10 protein-coding genes, 1 tRNA gene and 1 pseudogene are annotated in these 11,360 nt (G+C 30.5%); 7 read left to right on the top strand and 5 right to left on the bottom strand.

Features of this window, described 5'->3' with window-relative positions; translation table 11 throughout:
- The 3 genes and pseudogenes from B2X73_RS07070 to B2X73_RS07060 form a co-directional block, all read left to right on the top strand.
- A pseudogene (locus tag B2X73_RS07070) lies at window positions 1–111 on the top strand (IS982 family transposase); the annotation flags it as partial.
- Window positions 112–311: 200 nt separating this feature from the next.
- Complete coding sequence (locus B2X73_RS07065) at window positions 312–3,323, top strand: SusC/RagA family TonB-linked outer membrane protein (RefSeq protein ID WP_286495347.1); 3,012 nt, start codon at window positions 312–314, stop codon at window positions 3,321–3,323.
- A 39-nt stretch (window positions 3,324–3,362) separates the two neighbouring features.
- Complete coding sequence (locus tag B2X73_RS07060) at window positions 3,363–4,829, top strand: RagB/SusD family nutrient uptake outer membrane protein (RefSeq protein ID WP_291096091.1); 1,467 nt, start codon at window positions 3,363–3,365, stop codon at window positions 4,827–4,829.
- A 43-nt stretch (window positions 4,830–4,872) separates the two neighbouring features.
- Here the strand turns inward: B2X73_RS07060 and B2X73_RS07055 are convergent, their stop codons facing one another.
- The 4 genes from B2X73_RS07055 to recF are packed head-to-tail and all read right to left on the bottom strand — an operon-like array spanning window position 4,873 to window position 7,970.
- Complete coding sequence (locus B2X73_RS07055; protein WP_286495345.1) at window positions 4,873–5,556, bottom strand: hypothetical protein; 684 nt, start codon at window positions 5,554–5,556, stop codon at window positions 4,873–4,875.
- Between the two features lie 60 nt (window positions 5,557–5,616).
- Window positions 5,617–6,591, bottom strand: a complete 975-nt coding sequence (locus tag B2X73_RS07050; protein ID WP_286495344.1) for a YheT family hydrolase — start codon at window positions 6,589–6,591, stop codon at window positions 5,617–5,619.
- On the bottom strand, window positions 6,592–6,894 hold the full coding sequence (locus B2X73_RS07045) for a DUF721 domain-containing protein (protein ID WP_286495343.1): 303 nt from the start codon (window positions 6,892–6,894) through the stop codon (window positions 6,592–6,594).
- The gene (recF, locus tag B2X73_RS07040) at window positions 6,891–7,970 is read right to left on the bottom strand and encodes a DNA replication/repair protein RecF (protein ID WP_286495342.1); all 1,080 of its coding nucleotides are present in this window, start codon (window positions 7,968–7,970) and stop codon (window positions 6,891–6,893) included. The genes B2X73_RS07045 and recF overlap by 4 nt, the downstream gene beginning before the upstream one ends.
- Window positions 7,971–8,125: 155 nt before the next feature.
- Here recF and hisS point away from each other — a divergent pair, with 155 nt between their 5' ends.
- The 4 genes from hisS (at window position 8,126) to B2X73_RS07020 (ending at window position 11,226) form a co-directional block, all read left to right on the top strand.
- Window positions 8,126–9,499 (top strand): histidine--tRNA ligase, encoded by a 1,374-nt coding sequence (gene hisS, locus B2X73_RS07035; RefSeq protein WP_291096087.1) that lies wholly within the window; start codon window positions 8,126–8,128, stop codon window positions 9,497–9,499.
- A gap of 58 nt (window positions 9,500–9,557) precedes the next feature.
- The gene (locus tag B2X73_RS07030; protein ID WP_180905348.1) at window positions 9,558–10,478 is read left to right on the top strand and encodes a PfkB family carbohydrate kinase; all 921 of its coding nucleotides are present in this window, start codon (window positions 9,558–9,560) and stop codon (window positions 10,476–10,478) included.
- A gap of 78 nt (window positions 10,479–10,556) precedes the next feature.
- Window positions 10,557–10,781, top strand: coding sequence for a hypothetical protein (locus B2X73_RS07025; RefSeq protein ID WP_219033884.1), 225 nt, complete (start codon window positions 10,557–10,559; stop codon window positions 10,779–10,781).
- A gap of 1 nt (window position 10,782) precedes the next feature.
- Window positions 10,783–11,226, top strand: a complete 444-nt coding sequence (locus tag B2X73_RS07020; RefSeq protein WP_257468033.1) for a hypothetical protein — start codon at window positions 10,783–10,785, stop codon at window positions 11,224–11,226.
- Between the two features lie 40 nt (window positions 11,227–11,266).
- Here the strand turns inward: B2X73_RS07020 and B2X73_RS07015 are convergent.
- Window positions 11,267–11,340 (bottom strand) — tRNA-Arg (locus B2X73_RS07015).
- Window positions 11,341–11,360: the final 20 nt, after the last annotated feature.

Raw genomic sequence — 11,360 nt, 5'->3', positions numbered from 1 at the left:
GGGTTTAAAACCAGAATTCTAGCTAAAATTACTGCACTTACTGTGGTTCAGTACATTAATAAAACATACTTTAATCGAAATATTAATAATCTAAAAATCCAAATTATTTAAAATGCACAACGGGTTAAGTAATATTTGTAATTATTCTATCAAAGTTATAGATTTTACAAGTGTTAATAATATATTTTAGTACTGAATGTAATAATGTAAAGCTATTTTTTTATGATGTTGATAAAAAAAAATAGATGACTTTTTGGAATTCTTAAAAAAAAGTTAGAGTTTTGTTTAAAATGTTATAAAATATTAAAACTATGAGGAGAAGATTAACATCTTTGGGTCTATTAGCTTTCCTAGGATTAGGAACTATGGCTTTTGCCCAAGTAACAGGTGTAGTTAACGATGCGAACAATTTCCCAGAGTCTGACGTAGAAGTTACTGTAAAAGGTACTGATAAAGTTACGTATACAGATGAGAACGGAAATTTCAACATTGATGCTAAGGTAGGTGATATCTTAGTTATCAATGGAAAAGAGTTTAAAGTAACTTCAACAAATTTAGGTAAGTTGTATTACAGTGATGATGTGTCATTACAAGAAGTTGTTGTCACAAGTGTTTTCGAAGCTCCTGCAAGAACTGGTCAAACTATTGTTTCAGGAAAAAGTTTAGAAAATTTAAATCCTTCGCTTTCTGTTGATCAAATGCTAAGTGGTAGAGTTTCTGGGTTGATTTCCCAAGCAGCAAATGGAGCTCCAGGTAGTACAGCGAACGTTACTATTCGCGGAGCTATGGGGTTAAATGGAGGAGTAAAGTCACCTCTATATGTTATTGATGGGACTTACATGTCTGCAGCGGATTTACAAGCTATTAATCCAATGGATATTGAAGATGTTAGAGTCTTAAAAGATGCTTCCCAACTTGCTGTTTATGGAGCTAGAGGTGCTAATGGTGTAGTTATTGTAAAAACTAAAGGAGCTAAAAAGAACGCTACTTCTATATCTTATACTTCTAGAATAGGTTTTAATCAGTTGATGAGTCAAAATGATATGAAATCAATGAACTCTACACAACTATTAAATTATCAAAATGATTTGAGTAAATTAAAAAATCCTTTAACTGGAGCATTGTTAGGATTAGGAGTAGCTCGTACTGATAAACAAATAGCTGAATTAGAGAAGTTTGATCATGAATGGAAAGATGATATTTTAAAAAATGGATTAACACAATCTCATTATTTTAATATTGCTTCAAATGAAGGTAACAACTCTCAATCTTTTAGTTTAGGATACGATAAAAATTCAGGAGCTATTCAGTTTTATAACGGTTTAGAACGTATTACAGCTTCCTTAAATATATCATCTAAGCTTTCTGATAGAGCTAAGTATGGACTTAATATTAATGGAGCTTACCAAACATTAGATTCTCCAAGGGATAGAAATAATGGACAAAGTCCGTTTTGGAGTTTATTACAAAACAGACCTTTTGCTACTAAATATGTATTGGATGCAAATGGGAATGTAGTTATGAACGCAAATGGTAAACCTACATATAACGGAAATGTTAATACAATGGGATATGCTGTTTTAGATGAAATGGAAAATACAATATCTGGAACGAGAAATTTCAAACTATATGGGTCAGGTTTTTTTGAATATGAATTATTTGAAAATTTATATGCAAGAACAACTTTTGGTGCTACGTATAATAGAAATCAGTACGAGACATTTTTAAGACCTTCATCTGTATTAGCTGGTTTATTAGGTAATGGAGGTTCTAAAACTGATTCTGGATTTGATAGATTAGAATATAACTGGAGAAATGAGTTAACATATATTAAATCTTGGGATAAACACAATTTTAGATTTGGTATAGCGTCAGAATATATTAGTCAAGGAAATTATGGTTATAGTATAAGTGGTCAAGGCTTTCCAAACGATTATCAGTCTGTGCAGAGTTTGGCAGCAACTAAATTGCAATCAACTAATACTTCAAGATGGGATGTTACAAGATTTGGTTACTTAGGGTCACTTTCTTATGATTATGATAGAAAATACTATGTAGACGCATATATTCGTAGAGATGGTACTTCATTAGCAGGTATTAACAATAGATATGGAACATTCTGGGGTGCATCTCTAGGTTGGGATATTGCTAGAGAAGAATTCTTGAAAGGAAGTAAAGTTTTTAATAGTTTAATGCTAAAAGCGTCATATGGTGAAGTTGGAGATGACTCTGGATTAGATAGATATGCAAACTTGACGTTGATGTCTATGACAGGAACTTATAATGGATTAGGTATTGCAGCTCCATCATTAAATGTTGCAAACCCCGAAACAACTTGGGAAATTAACAAGAAGTTAAATGTAGGGTTAGATTTTACATTATTTAATAGATCTTTAACTGGTTCTGTATCGTATTTTCAAGACAAGCGTTCAGATTTCTTATTTACTCAAGATTTATCAAGAGAAATGGGATCTTTTACTTCTACAATTAATGCAGGAGAATTAGTTACTAACGGAATTGAAGCAGAGTTAAACTATGATATCATCAATAAGAAGAATTTTGGATTAAGTGTTTATGGAACATTAACAAAATTGAATTATAAAATTAATGATCTTAATGGACAAGATGAATTACTTGTGACTGGATCAGTAGAAGATATGATGCATGTCAAAGGAGGTAAACCTTATCAATTTTATATGGTAAGATTTGCTGGTATCAATAGAGATAATGGTAATGCACAATATTATGACAAAGATGGAAACATTACTGAGGTATATAATGGAGATGATGCAGTAGCAACTGGTAAGACCCCTTTTCCAACTTTAACAGGAGGTTTTGGTCTTAACCTTAGATATTATGGTTTTGATTTAAATGCTGATTTTGTTTATAGTTCAGGTGGTTATACTTATAACAATACATATCAAATTTTAACTTCTCCTACAAGTACAAATAATAAAGCTACACAAGCAGCAGATTATTGGAAAAACCCTGGAGATATTACAGAATTTCAACGACCAACATTACGAGGTACTGAGTATTCTACACAATTTTTAGAAAAGTCTGATTACATTAACTTTAGAAGTTTATCTTTAGGATATTCTTTTAATGACTTAATTAAAGATACTGGAGTTAAAGGATTGAGAATTTTTGCACAAGTTCAAAACTTAGCATTATGGACTAAATTCCATGGAAATCCAATTGTTGGAACGGGAGGAAGTGAAACTATAACATTAGCTGATAAAGGTTATGTATCAAATTCATTTTCATTGTTTTCGTACCCTAATATTACGTCATATTCTTTAGGGTTTAATATTAATTTTTAAATAAACTAGATAATGAGAAAATTTAGTATAGGTATAGTTATGTTATCATTGATATTTACATTTAATAGTTGTAATAGTGATGACATAACACAAGGATCTCCAACTGGAACTGAACAAACGAATTTTTATAAAACAGAAGCTGATTTTACAAGAGCTATTTTAGGAACTTATCAAGGATTTAAACAGGCAGGCTTTTATGGGGCTGGAGGAACTTCTTCAGATATAAATATCGTAGGAGATTTATTAGCGGATGATTTATTGTTCAATTATAATGGTCGTGGTTCTAATAGAACAAGTTCTTCTTGGGGTTATGATGGAACAGTAACACCAACAAGTTTATATAATTCTGGCTATAATATTATTGCTAGAGCAAATTTAATCTTGTCAAATTTAAATAATTTACAAGATGGAGCTTTTAAAAATCAAATTAAAGGTGAAGCATTAGCTGTAAGAGCTTTAACTCATTTGGAGTTAGCTAGATTTTACGGAAAAATTCCTACACAAAGTTCAAATGCTTTGACTTCTCAAGGGATTCCTTATATTACAAGTTACGATCCATTTGAAATGCCTTCAAGAGAGGAGTCTATGAAAGTTGTATATGATAAAATTATAGAAGATTTCAATAATGCTATTCCTTATTTAACTAATTCTGTAGGTACTACAAGAATTAGTAAAAACACAGCCCAAGCTTTATTAGGTAGAACATATTTGTATTTAGGTAATTATGCAAAAGCTATTGAAAATTATACACCAGTAGTTGCGGCTGTTAATCCAGCAAAAGCTTCTGATTTAGCAGGTTTATGGACTAATAAGAATAGTAATGGAGTATTATTTGAAATACCATTCGTATTGAGTAATGATAATGCGATAGGAGGAAATTATAGCCAAGGGTCAACTAATAGTAATATAAATATGGAATATTCAGTTGATAAAAGGTTTTATGATATGTATAATTCTATAACAGAACCTGAAAGAAAAAATGCATATTTTAAAATATTTGAACCTGCAAATGCTAATGGTAAACCAACAATTGCTGTATACAAATATTTGCAAGGAGGACCACAACTAGGTGTAAATAATGGTCGTTATCTTAGAGTTGAAGAAGTTATTTTAGATTTAGCGGAAGCTCAGTATTTATCAAATAATCAATCTGGAGCTTTGGCAACATTAAATAAATTAAGAAATGTTAGATATTCTACTTATGCAGGAGGTGAAACAGGTTCTGCTATTTTTGACGCAATTATTCTTGAGAGAAGAAAGGAGTTAGCATTTGAAACAGGAGATCGTTTTATTACATTAAAACGACTTCAAAATGTTAATGGTATACCAGCTATTTATAAAGAAGGAGTTAAGCGCTCAGGAAATGGATTCTATGCTGATGGATCAGGAAATCCTCCAGCAGAACTAATTCTTAAAGCAGGTGATTATAGATGGCAATTGCCAATTGCAATTACAACTATTAATAGGAATCCAAATATTAAACAAACTGACGGATATCCACAATAGCTTATAAAAAAAACAGGCAGAATTTAATTCTGACCTGTTTTTTTTATAAGCTATTGTTATTAATGTAGATTAAAATTGTAATCATATCTTTTTCTAAATTTAAATTAAAGTTATTCTTTTTTATAAATTTATCTAAGTCTGGAATATTTTTAAAAATCTCTTTAAGTTTATTTATTTTATTAGGAAAAGAATAAATATTATCAGCTTCTTTAATAAAGTATTGATCTTTTACTTTACTATATTTTTTTTCATACTCATTATAATTTTCTGTTTTGAAAGCACCTGTATTTGTATTAGCATCAATTAGTTCTATTTTTTCTCGCTTTAATAATGAATATTTATTATTAAGAAGTATTTTTAAATAGCCATTTATGTTTTGCTCTTTAAATGTATAATTCAATAATTGGTAATTATCATTGGTATTATAAAAATTTATTAATAACTCATTATTTTTATTTAAAAAATAATTCTGATCATTTTCTTTAATTTCCATTTCATCTAAATAAGCATTATATCTTAGCTGAGCATCATAATTATTATTGTTGGTAATGATTTTTGCATTTCTAAAATCTTCTACCAAATATAAGGAACCACTATAACTACGGGATAAATCATTTTTGATGATTTGGCCGTTAACTAATTTATATGCTGTATTTTTTTCATGTAAGACTTGACCATTTGTAGTCATAAATGTCAATAAACTTATTGTTAAATATATTTTTTTCATATTTAAATATATAAAAAAATAGCCAATAACAATATGTATTTGAGCTAAATAATATAAAAATTACTTAATAATTATACAAGTTTTTTCAATAAACTCCCAAGCTCTAATTTCTGCCCAAGAGTGTATATTATTCTTTAAAGGAAAACCACAATGTCCGCCATATTCAGGCATTTCGAACGAACAAAATTGATGCTTTTTGAAACGTTCAATTGGATAACAATCTTTCCCTAAAAAAGGATCATTAGCAGCGTTAACAATCAAACACGGTGTTTTGATATTGTCCAAAACAGTTGCAGGAGAAGCTTTGTGGTAATAATCTTCTTTAGATGAATAACCATGTAAAGCTGCTGTAAAATATTCGTCTACTTCATCAAAAGTTTTGATTTTATCAATCATTTTTTCATTCAGAACTCCTGGAAATTGTTTAGCTTTTATTTTAAATTTTGGAACAAGTGTTTTTTTAAAGTTTTTAAAATAAACAGTATTTGGAAATTTTTTCAATGTATCGGCGCAAGATTTTAGAGAAATAGGTGCAGAAAATACAACACCACATTTTATCTTGTTCGAAACTTTATAACTTCCAAGATAATTCAAAACCAAAGCACCACCCATCGAATAACCAATCAAATAAATTTCTTGATAATTTTCTTTCAACGCTTTTTCTACAACTCTGTGTACATCATCTATCGATCCATGATGATACAAACGGCAAGTTTCGTTCATTTCACCGCCGCAGCTTCTGTGGTTCCATGCCAAAATATTAAATCCTTTGTTGTAAAAAAAATCCGAACACGAATTGAGGTAAGTTCGTTTCGAATCGCCTTCTAATCCGTGAAAAAGAATGATTAATTTGTCTTTATTATTTTGAAATCGCCAATCCAAATTCAGAAAATCACCATCATCGGTTTCCATTTTTTCTCTTGTGTAATTTGGAACAGGATATTTCTTGAATTTCGCTGGAATAATGGTAGAAAGATGCGCATTTCGATTGATGAAATTAGGTGTAGGGTAAGTAGAATGTTCGATGTAAGGCATTTAAAATATTTTTACGTCAATTAAGAAATCCTTTTTAATTTCTTCATTTATATTGGCTAGAATTTTTGACTTTCCCATCAATAATTCTTGTCTCATTGCAGGAGAATTAATTTTAACATATAAAACTCGTTGTCTTACTTCAACTCGATCAGTATATTTCTCGAAAAACTTTCCCATCACCGTTTGCCAAGCCTCTTCTGCTTTCACTTCCCAAATCAATTCTTCCTTTCCATTTTGTTTAATGAAATGCTCCAAAGCTTGACCAAGCGTTTGCTGATTACTTCTTTTTTCATACTTTTTCATAATCGGAAAACTTTACTTTCAGAATTAATTTGTTTGATGATTTGCTCCGTTCTTTCAGGATGCGTATCAGTGATAAAAATTTGTCCAAAACGTTCTTCGTTTACTAATTTTATCAATTGTGTCACACGATGTTCGTCCAATTTATCAAAAATATCGTCCAATAATAATAAAGGAGTGATGTTTAATGAAGATTTGATAACTTCTAATTGGGCTAATTTCAATGCAATCAAATACGATTTTTGTTGACCTTGCGAACCAAATTTCTTGATTGGATAATTGGTAATCGTAAACAATAAATCATCTTTATGTATTCCGGCTGTCGAATATTGCGTCGAACGATCTTTGTACAAAGCTTTTTTCAGAACCGTTTCAAAAGGTGCATCATTTAATTGCGAAACATATTCGATGTTCACTTTTTCTCGACCTTCTGAAATTTCATTGTAATATTTTAGGAAAGCTTCCAAAAAAGTTTGAATAAATTCTTTTCGAACTTCATGTATTTTCTTTCCTAAATGAATCAATTCTTCATCATAAATTTCCAAAGAAGTTGAATCAAATGTATTATTTGCAGCAAAGTATTTTAGCAAGGCATTTCGTTGAACTAAAACCTTGTTGTATCGCATCAAATCAGCTAAATATTGCTTATTCGATTGCGAAATAATATTATCCAAAAATTTGCGTCGAACTTCACTTCCTTCTTTGATTAAATCACTGTCATAAGGTGAAATCATCACTAAAGGATATTGTCCAATATGATCAGAAATACGATCATACGATTTCGAATTTCGTTTTAATTGTTTGGGCTGACCAGAACGAACCAAGCAAAAAATCACATCATCAGATTCGTTTCGATCAAAAGTACCTTCTAATGTAAAAAAATCACAATCAAACTGAATATTCATCGCATCCGAATGATTCAGATACGATTTACTTAAAGCCAAATAGTGAATAGCATCCAAAATATTGGTTTTGCCTTTTCCATTTTGTCCTACAAAAGCATTAATTTTTGGTGAAAATTCGAAATTATTTTCATCAAAATTCTTGAATTGTCGCGCTTTAAGTTCTTTCAAATACATAAAAGCAAAATTACGATATTAATTAAGATTTACGAAGTTTGATTTATGATTTTTTATAATGATTTTCAATCCTAAAACAATGATTTTGAAACAAAATGTCGAGTTAAAAATCAAAATGATGTATTTTTGCATCTTTATAAGTAAGATTTAGAAAAATGGCAATTCAAAAACCATCGATTCCCAAAGGGACAAGAGATTTCTCACCTTTAGAAGTGAATCGTCGTCAATATATTATCAATACGATTAAGAAACAATTCGTGTTATTCGGATTTTCTCCAATCGAAACACCTTCATTTGAGAATTTATCAACTTTAACAGGTAAATATGGAGAAGAAGGAGATCGATTAATTTTCAAGATTTTAAATTCTGGAGATTATTTAGCAAAAGTTGATGAGCAATTGTTAACAGATAGAAATAGTCAAAAAGTAATTGCGCAAATTTCTGAAAAAGCGTTGCGCTACGATTTAACTGTGCCTTTCGCACGTTATGTGGTGCAACATCAAAATGAAATTACATTTCCTTTCAAACGTTACCAAATTCAACCAGTTTGGCGTGCCGATCGTCCTCAAAAAGGTCGTTTCCGTGAGTTTTTTCAATGTGATGCAGATGTTGTAGGTTCGGATTCGTTATTACAAGAAGTTGATTTTGTACAATTGTATGATTCGGTTTTTACAGAATTAAAAACGCCAGTTGAAATTCATATTAACAACCGCAAAATTTTATCAGGTTTAGCAGAAGTAGCTGATATTTCGGCTCAATTGATTGATTTTACAGTGGCTTTAGATAAGTTGGATAAAATTGGAGAAGAAGCGGTGAAAGAAGAAATGCGTGGAAAAGGAATTTCTGATTCTGCGATTGAAATTTTATCACCTTTATTCTCAATGAATGGAGATTATGAAACACAATTTGCTCAATTAAAAGAAATTTTAAAATCTTCGGAAACTGGATTAAAAGGAATTGAAGAATTAGAATTTGTTTTTGAAAATACAACAAATATTGGTTTACAATCGGCTGAATTAGTTTTGAACTTGACATTAGCACGTGGTTTAGATTATTATACTGGAGCTATTTTCGAAGTGAAAGCGAAAATCGGAGAATTCTCTTCATCTATTGGTGGAGGAGGTCGCTACGATGATTTGACAGGGATTTTTGGATTGAAAGATATTTCTGGTGTTGGAATTTCATTCGGATTAGATCGTACATATTTAGTTTTAGAAGAAAATAATTTATTCCCAGCTTTAGAAGATTCAACAAATATCCAAGCATTGTTCATTAATTTCGGAACGAAAGAAGCTGCTGAGGCAATGAAATTGGTAAAACAATTACGTCAAAGTGGAATTAATACAGAGGTTTATCCTGATGATGCAAAAATGAAAAAGCAAATGGGATATGCTGATAAAAAAAGAATTAAGAAAGTAATTCTTTTGGGTGAAAAAGAAATTGCTGAGCAAAAAGCGACAGTAAAAGATATGATTTCGGGAGAACAAACCGAAGTTGCTTTTGCTGATTTGGCTAACGCATTGTCTTAATATGTCTTAATTCAAATCTATTCAATATATTTGCAAACTATTTAATCAAGAATATAAAATGAGTTTATTAACAGTTGGTACAGTTGCCTTTGATAAATTAGAATCTCCTTTCGGGAAAACAGATAAAATCTTAGGTGGTGCCGCTACATATATCGGTATGGCGTCTTCTTTATTGGGCGTGGATACTGCAATCGTTTCAGTTGTTGGTGGAGATTTTCCACAAGAATACATCGATTTATTAATTTCAAAAGGAATTAATTTAGATGGAATGGAAATCGTAAAAGAAGGAAAAACATTCTTTTGGGAAGGTAAATACCATAATGATTTGAACACACGTGATACGTTAGCAACAGAATTGAATGTTTTAGAAACGTTTAATCCAATTGTTCCTCAAGATCGCAAATCTCCAGACGTTTTGATGTTAGGAAACTTACATCCATTGGTACAAAAAGGAGTGTTGACACAATTAGATAATCGTCCAGGTTTGGTTGTTTTAGATACAATGAACTTTTGGATGGATTGTGCTTGGAATGAGTTGATGGATGTGATCAAAGATGTTGATGTAATTTCTATTAATGACGAAGAAGCGCGTCAAATGTCAGGTGAATATAGTTTAGTGAAAGCTGCTAAAAAAATCATGACATTCGGACCAAAAACAGTTATCATCAAAAAAGGTGAACATGGAGCTTTATTATTCCAAGAAGAACAAGTTTTCTTTGCACCAGCTTTACCATTAGAAGATGTTTTCGATCCAACAGGAGCAGGAGATACATTTGCAGGAGGTTTCTCCGGATACTTAGCAAAAACAAACGATTTTTCTTTCGATAACATGAAACGTGCAATTGTTTACGGATCTGCATTAGCATCTGTAACATGTGAAAAATTCGGTACTGAATCATTAGGAGATTTAACACGTGATGGTTTAGCTGAACGTTTGAAAGAATTCAAAAAATTAATGGATTTCTCAATTAATTTATAAGAGAATTATTCATCAAAATATTTAAAGCCTTGCATTTGCAAGGCTTTTTTGTTTTATATTAGATTGTAAATTATTTATATGCAGATTATTCTTGAAATAATTTTTATTGCGATTAGTGAACTTATAATAGAAATTTTTGGAATACGAGTTCGATATATTATTTTAAAACTATTTAATCCAAAGTTAAATTTTGAGGAATTTTCTCAAAATGAATCAGGTTGGCATAAATTTTATAATGCAGTAGTAGGTTTGTTAATTCTAATTGGATTAATATTTGGTGTTGCTTTCTTATATTTTAATTAAAATGAAAAACAAAATTATACATCTTCTCATATTGGCATTTTCCTCTTTACTTTCTGGAATAATGATTTCGAAAATGTCATTCATCGGTAAAATAGGAATCACAATTATTTACAACGAATATACGATCCTGAAATCGTGGTGGAAAACAGCCTTGTTATTATTCGCTATACAAGCTGTTATTTTTATCGTATTATCCATTTGGAATGAGAAAACAACGAAACGTTTTAAACGTTTGTTATTGCCTCTCATTTTCCTTTTTATGGGAATTATTGGATTAATTTATTGCTATTACGATTTTACTGAAACCTCACATCGTTTATTGAAAAAGACTTTCCATTTCGGATTTTATATTTTTTGGTTTACGTGGTTTGGGAATTGTATATTTTTTATGACAAAAAAATCTCAAAAAGTAGAAGAAATTCCGCAAGAAACAGAAGTGTATTAAAATAAAAAGCTCATCAAATTTTGATGAGCTTTTGCTTTTGTGACCGAGACAGGATTCAAACCTGTAACCTCTTGAGCCGTAATCAAGTGCGCTATTCAGTTGCGCCACTCGGCCATTCCGGATAAGAAACTATT

Source organism: Empedobacter sp. UBA7252 (assembly GCF_002472765.1).
Classification (GTDB): Bacteria; Bacteroidota; Bacteroidia; order Flavobacteriales; family Weeksellaceae; genus Empedobacter; species Empedobacter falsenii_B.
Note: the sequence above shows the minus strand (reverse complement) of the source record. Positions and strands in the feature narration are given on the sequence as shown.

What these genes read in the sequence shown, in the direction of transcription:
- B2X73_RS07065 (WP_286495347.1), top strand. Translation starts at nt 312, where the DNA reads ATGAGGAGAAGATTAACATCTTTGGGTCTATTAGCTTTCCTAGGATTA.
- B2X73_RS07060 (WP_291096091.1), top strand. Translation starts at nt 3,363, where the DNA reads ATGTTATCATTGATATTTACATTTAATAGTTGTAATAGTGATGACATA.
- B2X73_RS07055 (WP_286495345.1), bottom strand. Translation starts at nt 5,556, where the DNA reads ATGAAAAAAATATATTTAACAATAAGTTTATTGACATTTATGACTACA.
- B2X73_RS07050 (WP_286495344.1), bottom strand. Translation starts at nt 6,591, where the DNA reads ATGCCTTACATCGAACATTCTACTTACCCTACACCTAATTTCATCAAT.
- B2X73_RS07045 (WP_286495343.1), bottom strand. Translation starts at nt 6,894, where the DNA reads ATGAAAAAGTATGAAAAAAGAAGTAATCAGCAAACGCTTGGTCAAGCT.
- recF (WP_286495342.1), bottom strand. Translation starts at nt 7,970, where the DNA reads ATGTATTTGAAAGAACTTAAAGCGCGACAATTCAAGAATTTTGATGAA.
- hisS (WP_291096087.1), top strand. Translation starts at nt 8,126, where the DNA reads ATGGCAATTCAAAAACCATCGATTCCCAAAGGGACAAGAGATTTCTCA.
- B2X73_RS07030 (WP_180905348.1), top strand. Translation starts at nt 9,558, where the DNA reads ATGAGTTTATTAACAGTTGGTACAGTTGCCTTTGATAAATTAGAATCT.
- B2X73_RS07025 (WP_219033884.1), top strand. Translation starts at nt 10,557, where the DNA reads ATGCAGATTATTCTTGAAATAATTTTTATTGCGATTAGTGAACTTATA.
- B2X73_RS07020 (WP_257468033.1), top strand. Translation starts at nt 10,783, where the DNA reads ATGAAAAACAAAATTATACATCTTCTCATATTGGCATTTTCCTCTTTA.